17 protein-coding genes, 1 tRNA gene and 1 pseudogene are annotated in these 21,017 nt (G+C 64.3%); 5 read left to right on the plus strand and 14 right to left on the minus strand.

Features of this window, described 5'->3' with window-relative positions; translation table 11 throughout:
• Positions 1–294 precede the first annotated feature (294 nt).
• Positions 295–891 (plus strand): Uma2 family endonuclease, encoded by a 597-nt coding sequence (locus NRB20_RS16235; protein WP_319944990.1) that lies wholly within the window; start codon positions 295–297, stop codon positions 889–891.
• A 139-nt stretch (positions 892–1,030) separates the two neighbouring features.
• Here the strand turns inward: NRB20_RS16235 and NRB20_RS16240 are convergent, their stop codons facing one another.
• Genes NRB20_RS16240 through sbnA form a run of 3 tightly spaced genes read right to left on the minus strand, consistent with a single transcriptional unit; the run spans position 1,031 to position 3,529 of the window.
• A complete protein-coding gene (locus NRB20_RS16240) occupies positions 1,031–1,522 on the minus strand; it encodes a GNAT family N-acetyltransferase (RefSeq protein ID WP_153410971.1) in 492 nt (163 codons plus the stop codon).
• A gap of 8 nt (positions 1,523–1,530) precedes the next feature.
• On the minus strand, positions 1,531–2,526 hold the full coding sequence (gene sbnB, locus NRB20_RS16245; RefSeq protein ID WP_153410972.1) for a 2,3-diaminopropionate biosynthesis protein SbnB: 996 nt from the start codon (positions 2,524–2,526) through the stop codon (positions 1,531–1,533).
• Between the two features lie 16 nt (positions 2,527–2,542).
• Positions 2,543–3,529: a 2,3-diaminopropionate biosynthesis protein SbnA gene (gene sbnA / locus NRB20_RS16250; RefSeq protein ID WP_319944991.1), complete on the minus strand. Its 987-nt coding sequence runs from the start codon at positions 3,527–3,529 to the stop codon at positions 2,543–2,545.
• 270 nt (positions 3,530–3,799) lie between these two features.
• Between sbnA and NRB20_RS16255 the strand changes: the two genes are divergently transcribed.
• Positions 3,800–5,116: an amidase family protein gene (locus NRB20_RS16255; protein WP_194289880.1), complete on the plus strand. Its 1,317-nt coding sequence runs from the start codon at positions 3,800–3,802 to the stop codon at positions 5,114–5,116.
• Here the strand turns inward: NRB20_RS16255 and NRB20_RS16260 are convergent.
• Entirely contained in the window at positions 5,096–5,878 is a 783-nt protein-coding gene (locus NRB20_RS16260; RefSeq protein ID WP_319944992.1) for a LysR substrate-binding domain-containing protein, read from the minus strand. The two genes, NRB20_RS16255 and NRB20_RS16260, sit on opposite strands and share 21 nt — an antisense overlap.
• 9 nt (positions 5,879–5,887) lie before the next feature.
• Positions 5,888–6,010 (minus strand): annotated as a pseudogene (locus NRB20_RS39590) (LysR family transcriptional regulator); the annotation flags it as partial.
• On the opposite strand from NRB20_RS39590, the gene NRB20_RS16265 reads away from it, so the two are divergent.
• The gene (locus tag NRB20_RS16265; RefSeq protein WP_153410975.1) at positions 5,969–7,540 is read left to right on the plus strand and encodes an MFS transporter; all 1,572 of its coding nucleotides are present in this window, start codon (positions 5,969–5,971) and stop codon (positions 7,538–7,540) included. The pseudogene NRB20_RS39590 and the gene NRB20_RS16265 sit on opposite strands and share 42 nt — an antisense overlap.
• Entirely contained in the window at positions 7,537–8,781 is a 1,245-nt protein-coding gene (locus tag NRB20_RS16270; protein WP_153410976.1) for an AMP-binding protein, read from the plus strand. Before NRB20_RS16265 ends, NRB20_RS16270 begins: the two co-directional genes overlap by 4 nt.
• A gap of 58 nt (positions 8,782–8,839) precedes the next feature.
• Here the strand turns inward: NRB20_RS16270 and NRB20_RS16275 are convergent, their stop codons facing one another.
• The 7 genes from NRB20_RS16275 to NRB20_RS16305 all read right to left on the minus strand — a co-directional run bounded on the left by NRB20_RS16275 (position 8,840) and on the right by NRB20_RS16305 (position 15,298).
• Positions 8,840–9,625, minus strand: coding sequence for an SDR family NAD(P)-dependent oxidoreductase (locus NRB20_RS16275; protein WP_153410977.1), 786 nt, complete (start codon positions 9,623–9,625; stop codon positions 8,840–8,842).
• A gap of 19 nt (positions 9,626–9,644) precedes the next feature.
• Positions 9,645–10,556, minus strand: coding sequence for an acyl-CoA synthetase (locus NRB20_RS16280; protein ID WP_194289881.1), 912 nt, complete (start codon positions 10,554–10,556; stop codon positions 9,645–9,647).
• Between the two features lie 100 nt (positions 10,557–10,656).
• On the minus strand, positions 10,657–11,022 hold the full coding sequence (locus NRB20_RS39595) for an acyl carrier protein (RefSeq protein ID WP_406603836.1): 366 nt from the start codon (positions 11,020–11,022) through the stop codon (positions 10,657–10,659).
• Complete coding sequence (locus NRB20_RS16290; RefSeq protein ID WP_153410980.1) at positions 11,022–11,417, minus strand: hypothetical protein; 396 nt, start codon at positions 11,415–11,417, stop codon at positions 11,022–11,024. The genes NRB20_RS39595 and NRB20_RS16290 overlap by 1 nt, the downstream gene beginning before the upstream one ends.
• 11 nt (positions 11,418–11,428) lie before the next feature.
• Positions 11,429–13,156 carry a prenyltransferase/squalene oxidase repeat-containing protein gene (locus NRB20_RS16295; protein ID WP_319944993.1) on the minus strand — a complete coding sequence of 576 codons (1,728 nt, stop codon included), beginning with the start codon at positions 13,154–13,156 and terminating at the stop codon, positions 11,429–11,431.
• The gene (locus tag NRB20_RS16300; RefSeq protein WP_194289882.1) at positions 13,153–14,358 is read right to left on the minus strand and encodes a phenylacetate--CoA ligase family protein; all 1,206 of its coding nucleotides are present in this window, start codon (positions 14,356–14,358) and stop codon (positions 13,153–13,155) included. The genes NRB20_RS16295 and NRB20_RS16300 overlap by 4 nt, the downstream gene beginning before the upstream one ends.
• Positions 14,359–15,225: 867 nt before the next feature.
• A tRNA-Lys gene (locus tag NRB20_RS16305) sits at positions 15,226–15,298 on the minus strand.
• Between the two features lie 231 nt (positions 15,299–15,529).
• Between NRB20_RS16305 and NRB20_RS16310 the strand changes: the two genes are divergently transcribed.
• On the plus strand, positions 15,530–16,690 hold the full coding sequence (locus NRB20_RS16310) for a L,D-transpeptidase (protein WP_153410982.1): 1,161 nt from the start codon (positions 15,530–15,532) through the stop codon (positions 16,688–16,690).
• On the opposite strand, the gene NRB20_RS16315 is transcribed toward NRB20_RS16310, so the two are convergent.
• Positions 16,684–17,655 carry an acyltransferase domain-containing protein gene (locus NRB20_RS16315; RefSeq protein ID WP_194289883.1) on the minus strand — a complete coding sequence of 324 codons (972 nt, stop codon included), beginning with the start codon at positions 17,653–17,655 and terminating at the stop codon, positions 16,684–16,686. The two genes, NRB20_RS16310 and NRB20_RS16315, sit on opposite strands and share 7 nt — an antisense overlap.
• A gap of 22 nt (positions 17,656–17,677) precedes the next feature.
• A complete protein-coding gene (locus NRB20_RS16320) occupies positions 17,678–20,794 on the minus strand; it encodes an MMPL/RND family transporter (RefSeq protein ID WP_153410984.1) in 3,117 nt (1,038 codons plus the stop codon).
• Positions 20,795–21,017 lie beyond the last annotated feature (223 nt).

The following is a 21,017-nucleotide window of genomic DNA, read 5'->3' on the forward strand; positions in this document are numbered from 1 at the left end:
TCCCCATTCATGTGACATCCCTTGGCGATCATGCCATTACACGCCGACACGACACCGAGGTTCATCAGCATGCGGTCGTCGACAAGGTCATCGTTGGCCGACCAGTCGCAGAGTTGCTGGAGTGCCGGTATGGGTTGTTACCAGGTTGCGAATTCCGCTGTCGTCCTACCGTCCTCGCGTCGAGGGCACGCGAGTCGTCAGCTCCTCGCGGGCGGTCCGGCCTCGGAGGTTCCCGGGATCGTTCTGGCATACCATGTGCTCGACCAGTGAATTCTTTCGTAGCAAGGCGGGCCAGTGACTGTATTGCCGGTATGGGCAGACGACCCGGGCGCTCTGGAACTCACCGAGGACGAATACGACCAGCTGCCCGATCAGTTGCGCAAGCTGATCGAGGTCATCGACGGCAACGTCATCCGCTGCCAGAGCGGCTCGGCCGAGCACAGCGACGTCGCTCGACGGCTGGCCAACCACCTCGAGGCCGCGAAACCGGACGATCCATGCACCCGGGTCTCCACCGATATAGACGTTTACTTCGGCAAACGGCGTCGGCGCGATGGAGCCTTCTCGTTCCGCCGCCCGGATGTCACCGTCTATCGCTGTATCGAGCGCGGATCGAAACTGACAGCTGCCGACGCCCTCATGGTTGTTGAGGTCGTGTCACCGGGATCCGGGTACACCGACACGGTCGACAAGCTGGCCGAGTACGCCTACGAGGGTATTCCGGTGTACCTGATCGTCCACCTCGGTTCGGACCTGTACATCAAGATGATTCAGGAATACCGGCTGGACTGGGCCAGTCGGGTCTATCGGTTGGCCGACACTCACGAGGGGGCACTCCTACTCGAGAGCCCCTTTGCCGCTGCGATCGATTTCGCGAGACTGGACGGCTGATAACGCCGTCGGCGTGCCGGTCAGGGCGGTGAGCTCGGCCTGCCGCGCATTGCGTGTGCTGGGCTTGGAAGTGTGCGAGGACCGTAACGTGCGTCCAGGGCCGCGACGACAGCAAGACCACTGGCCTGGCCACCGCCGCTCACGACCGTGGCGGCAGCGCCATACACATATCGACAAAGTCGTCACCGGCCGCCGTTGTGGGCAATTCTCGAAATCCTAAGTTCGCATACAGTTTTCGTGCGTGCGTACGGTTGCTCAACACGCTCAACACGATCGACGAGGCACCGGATTCCCGCGCTTGGTCGATGATGTAGTCAGCCAGCTCGGCACCACGCCCGCCGCGGTGAGCCTTTCGCACATACAGCCGGGTCAGCTCAGCGGTGCACGGTTCGATCGTGCGTAGCCCCGCACAACCGATCAACTCGCCACTGTCGTAGGCCAAAACGAACATCGATGGCGCGCGATAGACCGCAGCCGGTTGCAGGCATTCGTGGCGCAGCTCGTCATCGAGGTCGTCCACCTCGAGCGGGACCGGCATGCCGGCGTCGGCGTGAGTGTGTTGAAAGTACTCGAACAGAATTTCTCTGCTCGACGCGATCGTGGCGCTCTGCAGACCGTCGTGGATATCCATGACGGCTGCTATGTGGTCGCAGCCGGTAGGAAGGCATCGACCGTGACACCCACCCGGTGCTCGCGCGCGCGATCGGCCACGAACCGGGCCACCGCGATGTCCAAGACCCCGAGTCCGAACGGCGAGAAGATCTTGCGGCCACCGGAGGGTACCTCGGCACCGTCCTCGAACAGCGCACCTATCTCCGCGGTGATGAAATCTCTACCGCCGGTGGCTTGTTCGGCCAAATGCAACGATGTCTGGGCTCGACACACATGATCGGTGTCATCGACGATATTGACTGCCGACACGATCGTGGCCGGTGTCAGATCACGCAACGAGACATGCAGAACGACCGCATCCGCTCGCGCCTCGCCGAGATCGGTGTAAGGCGAGGAGGCCGTCGTCGCGAACGACAGCAGCGGCTGGCCGCGCACTGCCTCGGTGAATGTGGTGGCGGCACGCACAGCTACGTCAGGGTGGTCACTGGCGATCCGGTCGGCGAACGCGCAGGCTCGGCCCGCATCCAGGTCGTAGATGGCAACCTCACGCAAATTCGGCACGGTATGTCGTAGGAACCGGAAGATCTCGGCGTTGATCACCCCCGCGCCGATCAGAGTCACGCTCGAAGCCTCGCCACCAGCGAGCAGGACGGAGGCGCCCAGAGCCGCGCTGGCCGCCGTGCGCCAGGCCGAGATCCTCGAGGCCTCGAGGAAGGCGACGGGTTGTCCGGTGCGTGTCGAATTCAGGATGATCGCGGCTGACGCTCGGGGAATGCCGACGGTGATATTGCCGGGATATGAAGCGATCCACTTGGTTCCAGCGATCGGATCGTCGTCGCCGAGGTAAGCGGCCAACGAGATGATGCGATCGGCCGGACTTTCCGGAAATCGCAAGAAGCTCGAATGCGGTACCACGGTGAGGCTACGACTGTGCGCGAGATAGGCGGCACGAACGACTTCGAGCACATCGCGTTCGGTGTCGGCGAGCAGGCGGTTCACCTGGTCCGATGACAAGATCAACATTGAGATCCTCGAATGTCTAGTTAGGGTGCTCGGCGAGCTGATGAGCAGTGATGTTCCGGCCGACCCACCCGTCGTCGTAGATCGTGTCGAGGTAACGCTCGCCACGGTCGGGAAGGATCAGCACGCAGGTCGCAGCCGCGGTGAGTGTGCTCAGGAAACGCTGTGCGGCGACGGTGATTCCGCCGGAGGAACCACCCGCGAGGACTGCCTCGGTGACCGCTAGCCGCCGACAACCCTCAACGCAGTCGGCATCGCTCACATGGACCACATGGTCGGCCAGCCGTTCGGTGAAATGTGCGGGGCGCTCGGAGGCGCCGTGACCGGGAATCAGTCGTGGCAGAGAGGGCTGCCCGAAGATGACACTACCGACCGCATCAACGGCGACCAGCTTGGTCCTCATTCCGTGCGCGGCGATGAAATCCGCACAGCCGCGCAGGGTTCCGACCGTGCCGGTCGCGCAGACAACAAAATCGATCTCCTCGCCGAGCCAAGCGACGATCTCGTGCATCGTCGTGTGGTGTGCCTGCGGATTGGATGGATTGGCGTACTGGTCCAGGCTGACCGCGCCGGGGATGGCTGCGACCAGTCTGTGCACGAGTTCCTTACGTGCGGTGAGCAACTCGCCGGTCACCGGATCAGGACGATCGACGATGCGTACGTCCGCGCCGAGCGCTCGCATGATCTTGATGTTCTGAGGGGAGGTTCTGGTATCGGCGATACAGATGAACCCTATTCCCAGGTAGGCGCATACCTGCGCCAACCCGATACCGAGGTTGCCCGAGCTCGACTCGACGAGTGTCGAGGTCCCCGGAACCAGTATTCCCGAATCCACGGCCCGCTGAACCATATTGACGGCCGGACGGTCTTTGATGCTGCCACCCGGATTGAGGCCCTCCAGTTTCGCGAATACGCGCAGCCCCGTGGTGTCGGGGAAGAGTTTCTTCAAACGAATAATCGGTGTCGTGCCGATAGCGTCGAGGATGCCTTGCTCGGATTCAATCACATCGTTTCCCGCCCATCCTCGAGCACAGCGTGTTCCATACGTTCTGACATCGAAACGGTAGGCATTCGTCGGGCGCCGAGTCCAGCACACGAATGTGCTGAAGTCAGAACTTCGAGTTCTCGGTCATCAAGCCATAACCGGTTGTTCTGACCCGAGCACGAATCTGTCATGGACGTCGCCTGACACCCGGCGATTGAATCGAGAGAAATCTCGACAGGAACGGCATCCACCATGTACGCACCTTCCGCACTCCCCCCGGAAAACAGCCAGATGGCGAGAGACACCGCGACACTGCCGCAGGCACTGCGCGGCCCGCTCTCGGAGCGTGTTGCACGTACGGCAATGGACCCGAACGAACTGCTGCGCTATCGGCAGGCAGTCCGCCAATGGGTTCCCGTGGCCGACGAACGCTACCGGTGTTGCAGCTATCTACCACTGGGCGCGGATATTCCGGCTGTGCGGATCGGTGTGAAGGACACCGCCGACATCGCCGGATGGCCGACCCGTCTGGGGCTGCCGCACCATCGTGCCTATCCGGACACCACCGCGTCGGTCCTGCGCGGGCTGCCCGTCGATGCGCTGTTCGCGAAGCTGGTCACGACACAGTTGAGCGTGGGCCGGGCCTCCGGGTGTGTGAACCCCTATTTCCCCGCTGTCGACCCTGCCGGATCGAGCACCGGCAGTGCGGTCGCGGTCGCTGCCAATATTTGCGACGTAGCGTTGGGGACCGATGTGCTCGGTTCGGTCCGGTTCCCAGCCGGATGCTGCGGCGTCGTCGCGTTGCGCATGACACACCATCCGGCGCTGCTGCCGGGGTTGCTGACGGTCTCGCCGGTGCTGGACGCGCCCGGTTGGATCACCCGGACCGTCGCCGACCTTGCATATGTCTGGGAACAGTTCGGCCTGGACCACACCATCCCCACCCTGCGATCTCGCGGCGGCACGAGAACTGTCGGTGTCGTAGCCGATGTGTTCGGCGAGGACTGTGACGACGACGTGGTGGCGGCCGTGCACAACGTCGACGCTCTGGCCCGTGCCGGAGGTCTCGGTGTGCGATCGGTTGACCTGTCGACGATTTGGCACAGTCGCGCCGATGCGTGGCGGATGTGCGCCTACGACACCGAACGGTTGGGACAACGATGGAGCGCCGAGGTCGGCGATGAACTCGACGAGGCAACCCGCGCGGCCTTCGGCCTCATCGCGCCCGTCCGGTCGGCCCGCTACGCCGCGGTGCAAGACGAGTTGCACCGAGTGCGTTCGCTCGTCACCGAACTGTTCGACAACCACGGCGTCGATGCTTGGCTGATGCCGTTGAGTCAACGCCTGCCCGTACCTACCGGCACCATCGCGGCGACGGTGCCGACAATCTTGAACCCGAGTGACGCGCTGTTCGCGCGCCGCCTCGGGTTCACCTCTCTGGCCAGCGCGGCCGGGCTCCCGGCGGTCTGCTTTCCGATCGGTGTCGACTTGAAACGGCAGACACCGATCCCTATCCAACTGGTGGGCCCGCCCGGTAGTGAAACCGCCCTGATCGAGATCGCCGCGCGCATCGCCGCACAGGTCGAGCTACATCTGTTGCCGCGGTGAGCTTTCGGCTTCGAGCGTTTCGCGCGCGAAGTCGATGAAATCACGTAGCTGCGGGCTGTGATTGTGTGTCAGCCATGCCAGCCCCAACGCCACGCTTGGCTGCGGGTCCTCGAAACGGGTGACCACCACGCCGCGCATGTTCAGGATCTCGGCGATCGACTCCAGAATCAGCGTGACACCGATCCCCCGCGACACCGCCGCAAGCATGTAGGTCTCCTCGGGCTCGATCGCCACAGGATTCGGATGCCCGTCGGGATAGACCTGGTCGAGAATCTCGCTCCACAACCCGGGGCTCTTGGCACGGTCGAAAAACACCAAAGGCTCGTCGAGGACGCACCGCCGATCAACGCGGGCGACCCCGGCCAGGCGGTGCTGGGCCGGCACGGCCAGTAGCACCTTGTCACGCGCCAACGCCAAGACCTCGAGGTCGTGTTCGGACGGCGCGAGTGGTAAGCGCACAAACCCGACGTCGATGAGGCGTCTGCGCAGCCGGGCCAGGTTCAAGCTGGTATGCCCGACACTGGAATGCACTCGGACCGCGGGAAATCGCTGGCGGTAGCGCCGGACCAGTTCCTCTCCCGGCCCGGACACCGCCGAGCGAGAGTAGCCCAGCCGGAGTCCTGGCCCTGTGCCTCGTGCTAATTCACCAGCCAGCACGGTGACCCGATCGGCCTGGTCGAGTAATCGCTGCACCTCCGGCAGCAATGCCGAGGCGGCTTCGGTCAGCGCCACCCCACGCGGGCTGCGCTCGAACAGGCTCACGCCCAGCTCTCGTTCGAGTGACCGGATCCGTTGCGACAGGCCCGATTGCGCGATGTGCAGTGCGTTCGATGCCTGGCCGAAACTGCCACTGTGCGCGACCGCCAGAAAATACCGAAGATGTCTCAATTCCATTGTTTCTCATTCCTCAGAACCAATAGTTCTCACGCGATCGCGAATCGAGGCCTACAACGCTGCTCGCGAGATTGTTACGTTCATGCCGTGCACACGACCGCCGAAACGACCCGGCACTACCGGTCGTCCCGAGATCGAAATCTGGCACTCGCGGCTCTGCTTCTCGCGTCGTTCGTCGGAACCGTGGACGTCTTCGTCGTCATCGCTGTCATTCCCTCGGCTGAAAAGGCTTTCGGCGCAGGGTTCACCAGCGCTCAATTCATCGCCACTGCCTACACACTCGCCTACGCCTGCACTCTCATCACCGGTGGCCGTCTTGGAGACTCCTTCGGCCGTAAACGCGTATTTCTGGTCGGGACAGCGCTTTTCGCGATCGCAGCCCTGGGTAGTGCTGCGGCACCGTCGTTGTGGATGCTCATCGGCGCCCGAGTCATTCAGGGATTTGCTGCGGGGTTGATGCTGCCGCAGGTGCTGTCCATCATCCGCGCGACCTTTCCTCCCGCCGCGCAGCAGCGCGCGGTGAGCATCTACGGTGCGACACTGGGCGCTGCCACCGTCTGCGGGCAGACCATCGCCGGACTGCTGCTGACATTCGACCCGCTGCATATCGGTTGGCGCACGGTATTTCTGGTCGATCTCGCTCCTGCCCTTGCCGTTGTCGCGATCGCCACGTGGGTGGTCCCGGCCGGTCCGGCCACGACTCGTGCACGGCTGCCGGTAGCCAGTCCCGTGCTGTTGGCCCTCGGACTAACGACCTTGCTCGTGCCCCTGGCGACGGGGGCGGCACGCGGGCGGTCGACCACGTTGTGGATCAGTGCCGCGCTCGGCATTGGCGTGCTGGTGTTGTTCGTGATTCGTGAGCGGCGACTGTCCAGCCGCGGCGAAACGACCCTGTTGCCTGCTGCGGCCCTGCGCCATCGCGGCTTCGGTTTGGGTGTGCTGACAGTGTTCACCTACTACTCCGGTACTGCAGCACTGAACATGCTGCTGTCGTATTTCTTGCAATCCGGGTTGGGGCGCAGCGCTCTCACTGCCGGGTTGCAGTTCGCGCCGCTCGGGGCGGGGTTCATGATCGGGTCCCTGTTGACCGGGCAGATCCGCACCGTACGTCGTGTGCCGCTGCCCGTGATCGGCGGATTGCTCATGGCTCTCACCCGAGGGCTGATGCTGTACGCGCTGGCACAGAACGACTTCCTACACGTCGCGCTGCTCGAGTTGGCGTTGCTGGCCACCGGAATCGCCCAGGGCTTCGTCGTCGCGCCGTTGATCGCGGCGATCCTGACCCGGGTGACCGCGCAGGAATCCGGGGCGGCCTCAGGAACCATCATGACCACATCCAACGCTGCGGTGTCCTTCGGTGTGGCGGGCATCGGCGGTGTGTTCCTGGCGGCCACCGCGCGGTGGGGCAGCCTCACCGGATTCTCGCTGGCCCTGCTGATCATGACGGCACTCGCCGTGCTCACCGCTGCACTGAGTTTCACGTTGACACGTGCCGATGACCGTGCGGCACAACAGAAAGGATCCCGGTGACCGCTCTCGAGGCGCCCTCCGACCGTCCGTCCCCAGACCCCGGCTCGCACACGATCGATATCGCACCGTTGCTGCGGCGCCTGGCCGGACTGCCGAGTGTGGCCGACCGTTATCTTCCCTTCCTCGCCACGGGCCGCTCTGTGACCTTGTCCGAGCTGCCGCTGCTGTCCAAGAGTGATCTGGAACTGGTTTTTCCCGAACTCCTGCAGCAGATCCGGCAGAACGACACCAGCGCGTACCTCTACGCCAGTGGCGGAACCACGTCCGCGCCCAAGCTGAGCCTGATCCCCGCCGACATGTTCGTGCCCGACATCCTCACCCAGTGGAGACCACTCAGCAGCAACGACGTCATCGCCAATATATACAGTCCGGGCAGGCTGTGGTCTTCGCACAACTTCTTCAACGCGGTCGCGGCCGAATCCGGCGCGATCTGCCTGGCTTTCGGGTCGCTCGACGATAAGGAAGTGCCGCAATGGCTGGAGTTCTTCGAGCAGCGAGGAGTCACCGCACTCGACGGCACCGCCAGCCAGATCGCACAGCTTCTCGAAGCCTGTGCGCGCAGCGGCCACCGACCGCCACAATTCATCAACAAACTGCTGTGGACTGGTGAAGCCTTCGACGAGCACACAGACCGTTTGGTGCGCGAACTGCTCCCGGAAGCCGACCGCTACGGGGTATACGGCTCGACCGAGACCTGGGTGGTCGGGCACAGCGGCCCGTCGTGCAGCACCAACGTCTTTCACACGCTGCCCTACCAGCGCGTCGAACTCGTCGGCGGGGAGATCGTGATCACCAACATCCACCCGCAGGCGATCAATCCCTTGCTGCGCTACCGCATCGGCGATCGAGGCGAACACGTCGACTGTGGGTGCGGCGCAACGACTCCCGGACTGCGCGTGCTCGGCCGCGCCGACACACAGATCAAGTTCCGTTCTGTATTGCTCACCGCAGAAGAACTCGTCGCCACCGCCGAGGCCGACCCCGCAGTGCGTCGGGCGCAAGTGATCCTGCTCGACCACGGCGCAGCCGAGGAACGGCTCATCGTGTCCGTCATCGCCGCGACGAACGCACCCGAGGACCTCACCGACACCCTGCGTGCACAGATCCTCAGCGAGGTCTACCGGCTGGCCTCGGCTACCGCTTCGGACCCGGCGAGTTTCACCATCGAGATCGTCTCCCGGCTCGAGCTCAACCCACGCACACACAAGACTCCGATCCTGGTGAGCCGTCCGTCGAAATAGGTTGTGCCGTGCGACTCCCGCCACGGCAGACGGGAGTCGCGGCACCGGGTCGGCTTGCTCATCGGCCGTAGAGCGCGCCACCGTTGACCTGGATGATCTGCGCGCTGATGTGCGCGGCGGCAGGTGAGCTCAACCAGTGCACGGTCTCGGCGACGTCTTCGGGGCTGCCGGCGCGGCTGACCAATGTCTGGCCGATGAGGACATTTTCACGGGCCTCGGTGAGCTTGCCATGAAAGAATTCCGTGCCCGACACATATCCCGGTGCTACCACATTCACCGTCGCGCCGCGGTGACCGAGCCGCGCGGCCAGATCGAACGCGTAAGGATGCAGCGCCGCTTTCGCCGCCGCGTACGATCCGGTGCCCGACCCCCGATAGGCGGCGATCGAACTCAACAACACGATCCGGGCGTTGTCGGCGAGTATTCCGGTCACCGCCTCCGACAGCAGCACCGCCGACAAGACGTTGCTGGCCAGGTTGTCGTTCCATCGCCGTGCAATCGTCTGCAGCGCCGATGCTGCGGGCACGGTCTCGCCGCGGTGGGGGTCGTCGGCGAACTCGACGTTGCCGCCGGCGGCGTGAACGACCACGTCGATGCCGCCGAACCGGCTCTCGAGGTCAGCGACGATGCGTTCGACATCCTGGACTCGGCTCAGATCACCGGCACTGACGGCAGGGGCGAGAGCTCCCTCGACCGTGTCGGAAATATGTTGTGCCGCAGCGGTCAAACGATCGAGCCGACGTCCGAGCAGGACCGTCTGCTCCCCGCTGTGCGCGAACCGTTGCGCAGTCGCACGTCCGATTCCGGTGCCGCCACCACTGACGACTACGACTCGTGGACTCATGCTGTACTCCTTTGTGACGTCAGGTAAATCCAATGGTCGGTTGAGCGGTAGCTCGCGCGAGCCCACGCACCCGCTCCGTGAGGACCTTGCCGGTCGCTGACCGAGGGATGCCCTCGACTCGACATACGGACCGAGGCAGCGGAACTGGTCCCAGGAAACGACCGAACACCGACCAGATCTGCTCGGGTGTCGGGCCGGGCGCGGGCGCACTGTAGAACAGGTCGTAATGCTCCCCGCGCAACGTGTCACGGTCGGCAACGCAGGCCACCTCGCAGCCCGGATGAAGCAGCGCCACGTGGGCTTCGACCGCGTCGAGGTCACACCGGACACCGTTGACCTTGATCAATCGTGAGGCGCGCCCGGCGTGCGCGAACAACCGGCCCGCCTGAGGCTCGACCAGATCGTCGAGGACCAATACCTGCGGATAGTCGGCCATCGTCTCGTTTCGTCCCAGCCGTGGACTGCTCACCCGCAACGGTTGCGGACCACCGTCCACCTCGGCGATCAGGTCGACATCGGGCAGCAGGCTCCACAACGGCTGCGACCCGGTGGCCTCGACCGCGCGGGTGGCTATCGCACCGGTTTCAGTCGAACCGAAAATCTCGACTACGCGGAAGTTCCCACCATCGAGTCGCTCGATCACCGTGCGGGTAGCCGGCACGATCGGACCGGTGCCGTGCAATGCCACGACCGCGGGCAACGCGGCCAGACTGCGGGCCATGCTGCGCACGATCGGCCAACTCGACGGTAGGCATACCAGCAGCGTGGCAACGTCAGGACGGATAGTCGGCACCGCGGCCGGGTGGTGCCAGCCGTGGTGCACCGGGACGCCCAGAGTCTCCGGCAGCACCACCCCGTATAAATGTCCGAAGAGATGTCCGGTCGGTGCGAAGTTGACGATCTGGCCGATCGGACCGAGCCGTGCGGCCACGACCGTCACTTCCGCACGGATCTGCGCGAAGGTCCGCACCCACCGCGTCGAGGTGCCCGTGGATCCCGATGTGGCAAAGGAAATTTCGTCGCCGTGCAGGCTAATGACCACCAGCGGTGCTTCCCTCCACGGCGCGCTGGTCTTCCAACTGCCAATTCACGAATCGGGCAATGCGTTCCAGGCTGGCGAACTCGTAACGCACATCGTGGCCTACGAAGTCGACTTCGATGCCGAATTCCTCCTCGATGCGCGTGATGCATTCGACCGCCCGCAAGCTGTCGAATCGGTCACCGAGGCGTTCCCGCAGTTCGTCGGCATCGGCGACAGCGTCGAGCGCCTCCCCGAGCACGGACCGTAGTGTGTTTCGCACACGGGTGCTGATCTGCTCCGCTGATGGGGTCTGAGTCATCATCAACCTCTCGGTAGGTGGTGTCGGTACGTGCCGCGGCACGGCACACGGTGTCATCAGGACACGTCGGCGCGCGCCATGACGCCCTCGCGCGCCAGAAAGACGTGCTGAGGCAACGTGATTCGGAATTCGATGTAGATGAACGGCACCCCGTCGACTGCGCTCAACGCGGTCCGCAGGAACTCCGCGAGCGACGCCCGAAAGTGATCGTCACGCCCAGGTCCGAGTCGGCATGTCACCAAGATGTAGCCCACCGGGTACTCATCGCTGGCCAGCATGTCCAGCGGCATCCCGCCGCTGAAGACAGACTTGGACCCCAGTTCGTGGAAGCTGACGATCACGTGGGCCGGTGCCACTCCGCGGTCGGCGAACCAGCGGGCGAGCCTGACCGAGACCGCCTTGCGGCGTGCCGGTGGCAGTGCGGAAGTGGTGGAGATATCGATGGTCGGCATCGCAGCTGTGCCTACGACAGTGACAGCGCGGGCACGGTCGCCGCACGATCGGAGAGCCGCTGACGCAGCAGCGACCCGAGACATCCGGCCAGCGCCCCACCTGTCCCCGGGGCCAACGGACTCCATCGAATGCCGTCCGGGGCACTGACTCGATCCACGAAGCGATGCAGATGGTCGGTATCGACAGCGAGCCCGAGACGATCGCAGGTGGCCACCGCCTCGTAGGTGGACAGAAGATCCGGCACGCGATTGCTCTCGTTCGCCCATCCACCGCCACGAACCCGATGCGCTGTCAGCAGCCGCACTGCGGTGTCGGTTCGTGCTTCGGCTACGGTGGACAGAATTCGCACTGCCTGCAGTCCCGCACGCAGACTCGGCTGACCACCCGGAACAGACGCATAGTCCGCGTCGTCGACACTGCATGTCACGACGAACGATGCCAACGCGTCGGCATCGACGATCAATTCGATCGGTGCCCCCAGTTGGTAGATGATCTCGGTCGCCGCCGCAGTGGACACCAGATCTGATCCTCGGCCTTCCCAGTATCCGAAACCACCGTCGGGGTTCTGCAGTGCGGTCAGCCATTCCGCGATGCGCTGTCTCGCCTCCGGTTGATCATCGAAGGCGCCTGCGGTCAGCGCCCACAAGGTCGAGCGGACCTCCGCGCCCCGGGCGGGCATGTACATCACGCCACCTTCGTTCGGAAGCTGGCATCCCCGGATCCATGCGCGCAATCGCGCCTCTTCACTACTGCCGGGTGTCGACAGAATTGTCGCCGACGTGCTCAACACATCAGCGGCCGAGCGCGTGTCCCGGTAGGTGTAGCCGCCGGATGCGACCGCCATCGTCGCGATGTGGGCGGCGATCGCTTCGGCTGCCGGTGGTGTGCTCCCGAGTGCGCGCAACGTCCCGACCGCACAGAACGAGGCCCATACATCTTCGACGTCGTAGCCGCTCCAACGAACGTAGGCACCCGTTCGGCCGCGATGATTGTCGATCCATTCTTGGACTGGCTCAGCGGGTTTCGCTCTCAGCCAGGCCAAGCTTGCGGTGGCGCGGTAGGTCGCCCACATACAGGGATCGGTCGCGGTCTCGGCGAATCGGAATCCACCGCCTCGCATCTGCTGATGTCGGATCCATGCGATCAGGTCCGCTGCCCGCCATGGCAGTTCAGTGTGGTGATCGGTGTCGGCGAGAGTGTGGAAGGTCGTGGTGGCGTAGTGGCATGCCCTAACGTCGGCAATGCCACGTTCGGCATGTTCGGGCGTCCACCCCAGGCCGCCGACGCTGGTCTGCAGCCGCCGCAACCAGCCCAACAGTCGATCACGGTCGGGGACGTCGATACCGCAGATTTCGAGCGCTGTCCGCGTAGAGAAGTGGGTGGCCCATACGTCCGGTGTTTGGCCGGGCATCATCGCGAACGCCTCCCCCGACCACGTCTGTGCCAGCCATTCAGCGGTGCGTTCGGTGTCGGGAACGGGATGCCCGAGATCCGCCAATGCTTGTGTGCTGTAGAAGGTGGCCCACGCGTCCGAGGCCATTCCCCGGTTCCACGCATAGCCGCCATCGCTGTTGAGTTTGCTCAGCAGAAATTCCACCGTCTCGTCGCGGTGAGCAATTTCTTGTGTTCGCCCCAACCAGGACAGTGTTCGAATCGCCGCGTAGGTGCACCACAGGTCGCCCTCGCCGGTTCCTGTTCCGCCGTCGACGCCGAAAGGGGTGACATTCGACGAAGTCACAGCGCCTCCAGAACTCGAATATTCGACCGTTTCCAGCTCTTTTGCGAGCCGCCACTCTTGGTGATGACCGGCAGGGAATTCACGAATATCGACTGATGCCAACGGAATCCCAGAGCGAACTCGGACCGATTCTGCAGATCGGCGATCTGCTCATCTTCGTTCAGCCTGTTCGTATTGTATCCTCGCTCCAAGAGGATTCTGGCCCGCTGCCCTTCGGAATCGATTTCGATCAGATACCCCGTGGCGGCAGTGGCTCCGTATACGACATCCTCGACAGATCGAATCGTCAGCGGATTACCAGCGATGGTGACCGCATCCGAAGACCTCCCATGCACTGTTATCGACGGTGCCAGGTTGCCGCAGGAGCAATCACGATGCACGGTTACCTCGTCGCCGGTATCCAGTCGCAGCAGCGGCCTGGCGAATAAGTTCAATGGGGTTGTGACCAATATTCCGGAATCGGTGGATTCCAAGGGGGAAACCTGGTTTCCGTCGGATAGTTCGAAGTAGTTCGTTGCTGTCATGAGATGCTGTCGATCGTGGTCGCATGCGGCAGCGAGCGTCCCGGTCTCGGTGCTGCCGTAGCTGGCGTCGAAGACCTCGGCGCCCCACCAGCTACCCAGGCGATCGCGCAAAGCGGGTGTGCTGACTTCGCCGAGAAGCATGATTGCGCGGATGTGCGCGGCGACATCGGTGAAGATCCCGCGATGCTGCAGCAGCCGCATCAACTGCAGAGCTAGACCGGGTGCGCCGAACAGCACAGTTGGCCGATACACCTCCCACAGCCGGATCAGCCGATCCCAATCCGAGACTCCCGTGGTGAAGGGGTAATTCCTGGTGTGCGTAATTCTGCGATATTCGCAGACGCCGGCAATCAAATCGGCAACAGGCACGATATCCGATGGCAACAGCACGGCGACCCGGTCGTCGTCACGGAGGAGATCGAGCCACGCCCGGGCTACCGAAACAGTATTCCAAATGATATCGTCTGCCGTCCGTGGCGTCGGTGTGACGAGACCACTCGTTCCTGTGGTCTCATAATATTTTACCGCCCCTGACCCGTCATCGATAATGAAATCCCATGGGTTTTTCTTTATCTCATCCTTGTCGGTGGTCGGTAGCAGCTGAAAGCTGTCGAAACTATAATCGGATAGGTGTGCGTATGCTTTGGATGCGCGCGCCCGAGACCATACTTCACCCAATCTGCGATCATAGAAGGTTCGAGGAATCTCGCGTCCATGATTGGCATTGGCTGATATCTCCGCGCTCGATAGAGTGTTCAGGAGATCGATATTACTGATTAGCATGATACCCCCAAATGGTCAACGTACCTTGCCGCTCGATGACCCCCTGCCGCTATGTCTGCAAGCAAATCGCCGAACCGGTGCCAATGATCTTTGTCGGGGCAAACGTGTGTCGCCACTATTAGAATCAGCATGACGACAAACCCATCTACCGCGTCGCAATGGGGATGCGGAAGAATTGCACTCGTTTGCTACCCGCGTCCCTGGCCTCGTGAATCTCGCGACCTGCAAAGGCCCTCCCCCGCTCGGGGGCCTGCGCGAAGGCGGGGTGTATCTCCTGAATCGCGGCCATGAGATGCAGTAAACTCATGTGTTGCAGAAGCTAACGAACCGATCGGTATCTATGTCGGTGTCGCGGTAAATGTGCGGTTCCGAGGGGAATTCTCGTTCCCGCCGAATATGTCCGACCGGTTGGTATTTCTCGTCAAACTCCATCGGCTGAGTTGTTCGCCACCTACCGGTTCCATGCGGCGTCAGGCGACTTGCCGTTGCTCCTGGTCGAGGCTCAGCCCGCGCATCGTCAGCGTGCGGTCGTCGAGCAGGTCAGCGCTGGCCGATCAGGCGCAGAGTTACTGGGGTGCCGGTACGGGGCGTGTTGTCGGGTGACTGGTGTCGAAGGCTGGAGTGCTCACCGCCATTCGTTCCAGGTCGACGATGAAGCGATCCTTGGAGAGATGCCTGCCCTCTCGCCGACGGCGATGGCTGCACCTTGACAAAGAAAGCCTCCGGCCGGTGCTATCCGCACTGGTCAGAGGCTACTTAATGTGCGCCATCAGGGACTTGAACCCCGAACCCGCTGATTAAGAGTCAGCTGCTCTGCCAATTGAGCTAATGGCGCTGGTGCAATGTTCCGTTTCGGGGCCGGTGGGCTCCGTTGCGGTGCTGGGAAACGATAACAGTTGGTTGGGGGGAAAGTGAAATCGCCTGGTCAGGTGGGGTGGTGTCGTTGCGGGGGTGGGGTGGGGGTGGCTGGCAGGATGAGGGGGTTGGTGTCTGGTGAGTTGCGCAGCCGGTGGTCCGGGTGTGCCCGACTGGAACGGGGTTGCCTGTGGGCCGACGGCAGCGGGGGATGGCGTGGGCGGTTGTGGTGCTGGTGTCGGTGGCGGGGTGTGGGGGGCATGCGCGGGACGCGGTGGTGGTGATCGAGCGGCGGCCGCTGTCGGCGATGATCATGCCGAAAATTGTGCCGCCGGTTGCCGATGGTGCGGTGAATGTGTCTGTGGCAGAGGCGGTTCGGGTGCGGGTCGAGGACGGGCTGCTCACGGATGTGTCGCTGTTGACGCCGGAGGGGCGGGCGGTGGCGGGGCGGATCGCGGCGGACGGGCGGTCCTGGCAGGCGGGGGAGCAACTGGGGTTCGGGCGGACCTATCGGTTGCGGGCCACGGCGATCGGGATCGGCGGGGCGGACACCCGGACAGTGAGTTTCACCACGATGCAACCGGCGAATCGCACGCATCCGTGGCTGCTGCCGGGGGAGAACGAGGTGGTGGGGATCGGGCAGCCCGTCGCGGTGCAGTTCGACGAGGACATTCCGGACCGGCACGCGGCGCAGAACGCGATCGAGGTGACCACCACGCCCGCGGTCCCGGGCGCGTTCTACTGGGTGAACAACCGCGAAGTGCGTTGGCGGCCGGAGCATTTCTGGGCGCCGGGCACCCACGTCATCATCGCCGTGAACACCTACGGCCGGGATCTGGGCCGCGGCCTCACCGGCGACAGCGATATCCACTCCAACTTCACCATCGGCGATCCCGTGGTCTTCACCGCCGACGACAACACCAAGATGGTCACCGTCGAACACAACGGCCGGGTGGTGCGCACGATGCCGACCTCGATGGGCAAGGCGTCCTCACCGACCAACAACGGCATCTACATCATCAGCGATCGCTTCGACCACATGATCATGGACTCCTCCACCTTCGGCGTCGCCGCGACCGCACCCGGCGGCTACCGCAGCCGCGTCGACTGGGCCACCCGCATGTCCTACAGCGGCATCTTCATGCACTCGGCCCCCTGGTCGGTGGGCCAGCAGGGCTACACCAACACCAGCCACGGCTGCCTCAACCTCAGTCCGTCCGACGCCCACTGGGTCTACGAGAACGCCAAGCGCGGCGACATCGCGATCGTGAAAAACACTGTGGGAAGCATACTTCCGGGCACCGACGGCCTCGGCGACTGGAACGTCCCCTGGCCGGAGTGGAAGGCCGGGAACGCCGACGCGGCTCACTGATCGCGGATACGTTCCGCGGCCTCGTCCAGGGCCGCGGTGCCGGGCTTGTGGCGGGTGAGGGTCGGCAGGACGAGCAGGCGTTCGCCGTCGGGGCCGCGGTGGGTGCGCAAGGGGGTTTGCAGGTGGGGCCGGGGACCTACCTCCAGGAAGACCGTTTCGGTTCGGGCGGCGCGCGCGGCGGCTTGCTGGAGCAGCGTCGTGGTGACGAAATGTTTTGTCCAGTAGTCGATGTCGAGATCGGTACCTTCGACGTAGTCGCCGGTTACGGTCGAGATCATGGGAACGGTGGCGGGGGCGGTGCGCACGCTGTCCATCTGCTGCCGGAACGCGGTGCAGACACCGGCCATGAGCGGCGAGTGGTAGGGATACGGAAACTCCTCCAGCACACGGTAATAGAGACCCTCGCGAGCCAATTGCGTGCCCAGCTCGTGCAGTGCGGAGTCCGTGCCCGCGAGCAGTACCCCGCCCTCGGACATGACCACGGCTATCTGGATGTCGCCGTGCGAGGCGGCGACGATGTCGTGGGCGCGATCCTCGGAGATGGCCGCGGTAGCGGTACCGCCAATTCCGTTGGCGGCCTTCAACGCCAGCGCCGAGGCCGCGACGAGCCGGCAGGTCTCGGGCAGCGCCAGAATCCCGGAAGCCGTGGCCGCGGCGTATTCACCGAAGCTCACCCCGACGGTCACCGACGGGGTGATGCCGCGTTCGGCGAGCGCGCGGATCAGGCCGTACTGGACCGCGAAGATCGCCGGACCGCCGACGGTCAGATTCCGATAGTCCCCGGTCCGCGCCGATTTCAGCTGCTCCTCGACGGACCAGTCCAGATTCTCGTCGAAATGCCCGGACACCTCCCGGATCGCCGCGCGGAACGTCGCGTCCTGGTGCAGCAGTGCGACGCCCATGCCCTCCCACAGCGCGCCGTACCCCGAGAAGATGAACGCGACGCGAGCGCCGGTTTCGGTCATGGCTCGATCCTCCCTCGAAATATCATGTGACACAGACTTTTTCGTCGTCCTCGGCATCGGAATCGACAGGTGGCGCGGCATCGGACCGCGGCCGCCGCCGGACCACCGGCCACCAGTTCCGCGCCCCGAGCAATGCCGCGATCGCCGGGACCACGATGGTCCGCACCACCATCGTGTCGATGATCAGACCGAGTCCGATGGTGAAGCCGACCTGCGCGGTATTACCGGTCGCGGCGGCGGTGAGCGCGAGCATGGTGATCGCGAAAACCGCACCGGCAGTGGTGATCACGCCGCCGGTCGAGGTCACCGCGTGGATGATGGCCGAGCGGGGCGAACCACGCAGACCCGTACTCGATTGCAGCATCCGGTCCCGCACCCGCGAGGTCAGCAGCACGTTGTAGTCCGCGGCCACCGCCACCAGGATGATGAACGCCAGGGACGGCACCGCCCAGTGCAGCGGCTGATGCAGGATGTGTTGCCAGACAAGCACACTCAGTCCCAGAGCCGCGCCGAACGACAGGATCGCCGACCCCACCACGTACAGCGGCACCACCAGGCTGCGCATCAGCGCCGCGATGACGATCAGGGCCAGCAGGCTCGCGAGCACCACGATGGTGGCGAAATCGCGCAGGGCCATCGAACGCAGATCGCGGTAAGTCGGTGTGAGGCCGGTGGTTTCGACAGCGGCATTGCGTAAGTCGGTGCCGCGCACGGCCTGTCGCGCGGTGTCCAGGATCGCACCGGTGCGGTCCATCGCCTGGGTGCTGAACGGATCCCCGGAATCGGTGACGATCATCCGCGCCATCCGGCCGTCGGGGGAGATGAACAGTCCGATCGCGGTCTGGAGATCGGGTCGCGACATGGCCCACTGCGGGATGTAGAAGCCACCGGTGTTGCCCGCGTTGGTATTTCGGCGCAACTCGCTCAGATAGTCCGACGCGGTCTTCAGCCCGTTCTGCAATCGGGTCAGTTGCGAGGTCATCAGGGTGACGCCGTCGTCGACCCGGGTGGAACCGTCCGCGAGTTGGGCGCTGCCGTCCACGAGCCGGTCCGTGCCCGCGTCGAGTTGATGCAGGCCGGTGTCGAGCTTGCGCTGGCCGTCCAGCAGCGCGCTGGTGCCGTTGCCGGCCCGGGTCAGTCCGTCGTCGAGCTGCGCGAGGCCGTCGGCGAGGCGGCGATTGCCGTCCGCGACCTGCTGGACCCCGTTCTGTAGTCGCTGTGCGTTGGTCAGCGCCTGTCCGGCGGGAGTCGAATCGAGAAATGCCAGTAGGGATTTCGATGCCGCGCACATCGGCTGGGCATCGCAGTTGGGGGTCGCGGCAGTTTGCTGGCGGAGCGCGATCAGGTTGCTCTGCGGGGCGTTCAGGAAGGCGAGGGCCTGACCGACGCCGTCCGCGAGCTGCCGCGAGCCCTTGGTCAGCTGATCCGCGCCGTCGCGCAGCTGTTTCGTGCCCGATCGCGCCGCGGTCAGCCCGTTGTCGAGCTGGACGTCACCGTTCACCAGCAGCCCGGACCCCGCGACGGCCTGTTTCATCCCCGCGCTGAGCTGCTGCGAACCCTCGTGCAGCGCCCGCGCACCATCGGCCAAACGTCCTGTGCCGTCGGTCAATTGGTGGATCTGCGGTTGTGCGGCGGCGAGTTGCACCACACCACCGGACAATCCGTCGGCCACCACCCCGGCCTGATATCCGAGCGAACTCTCCGGGATCGTCGTCCCCAGCGGGCGGCTGATCGACTGCACCGAGATCACCCCGGGCACCTTCGCCACCGCCGCCGACACCGATTCCAGCGCCGCGAAGTCCTTGGTGTTGCGCAGGTCGTGATCGGCTGTGACAGTGACGTATTCGGGCAGCAGGATATTGCCGTGGTAGTGCTCGGCGACGATGTCGTAGCCGCGGTTGCTGTCGGTGCTCGCGCGCTGGGCCCGACGCTCGTCGTAGCTCAGGTGGATGGTCGGGATGACCGCGGCGAGCAGGATCAGCCCGCCGAGCGAGAACGCCAGCGCGCGAGCGGGCCGCCGCACCGTGCGCACCGCGATCCACCGCCAGTACCGGGACCGCCCGGACTGCTTGCGCGGTTCGAGCATGCCCATCCGGACCGCCAGCGCGATCAGCGCCGGAGTCAGCGTGAGCGCGGCCAGCAGCGTGACGAAAACGCCTATCGCACAGGGCAATCCGACCGTGCGGAACAGGCCGATCCGGGTCACCGACATGCCCGCGCAGGTGAGCGTGACGACCAGGCCCGACGCCAGGATCACCGCGGCGATCCGCGGATAACTCGTCGTCATCGCCTCGGTCGGGGATGCGCCGGTCCGGCGGGCCTCGTGGTAGCGGCTGATCAGGAAGATCGCGTAATCGGTCCCCGCGCCCAGCACGATCGCCGACAGCAGCGACACCGAGAAGATCGACAGCGGCATCCCGTGCATCCCGAGGAACGCCGCGGTCCCGTTCGAAACCGCGAGGGCCAGACCGATGGTCGCCAGCGGTATCGCGACCGCGGCCGGTGAGCGGTAGACCGCGAACAGCACCATCATGATGCACAGGACCGTCAGCGCGGTGACGAACGGCAGCGAGGATTCGATCCCGGCGAACTCGTCGGAGATGGTGGCGGCGGGACCGGTGGTCAGCACCGTCAGATCCGGTGGCCGCGCGAGGCCATCGATCGTGGTGCGGATGGAGTGCACCGACGCGGTGGACGCGGATGTGCCGGAGTCGCCGACCAATCGGACCAGGGCGTAGACCGTGGTCTTGTCCGCGCTCAGCGCCGCCGGCGCGGTGGTCGGGTTGCCCCACAGATCCTGCACGGACTGCACGTGCGCGGTGTCGTGCCGCAGCGCGGCGACGAGTTTTCCGTAGTATGCCCGGTCGGCATCCGTAAGGCCCCCTACACGATTCAGCACGATGTAGGCCGAACCGGACGAAGTGGACTCGTGGAACGTGATTCCCATGTTCTGAAGTGCGCGTACCGCGGGTGCATCTCTGGGGATGAAATCCGCCGAATGCGACGAGGCCACCGAACTGATTTGCGGGACCGCGATATTCAGGATGCCGGCGAGTACTATCCAGATGCCGATCACAAACATCGGACGTTTGCGAGCTACCTTGCCGAAACCTTCGATCAGGTCGAATGGGACTTTCATGTCATTCCCACCATCGGGGGCAGTGCCGGTCCGGAAGTGTCGGCGAGCGGGTTATCATCGCTGGCTACGGACGCTGTCAGCAGCACGGATGTCCAAGTGAGGCAGCGTTCTTGGCGCAGCATGGTGCTCACCATACGGGAGGGATCGAACCGATGCCGGTACCTGAGCCAATTCGGTCAAACGCCAGACAACACGCGGCAATTCAGCTGATAATTCTGCGGTC

It is taken from the genome of Nocardia macrotermitis, from assembly GCF_009604405.1.
Lineage (GTDB): Bacteria > Actinomycetota > Actinomycetes > Mycobacteriales > Mycobacteriaceae > Nocardia > Nocardia macrotermitis.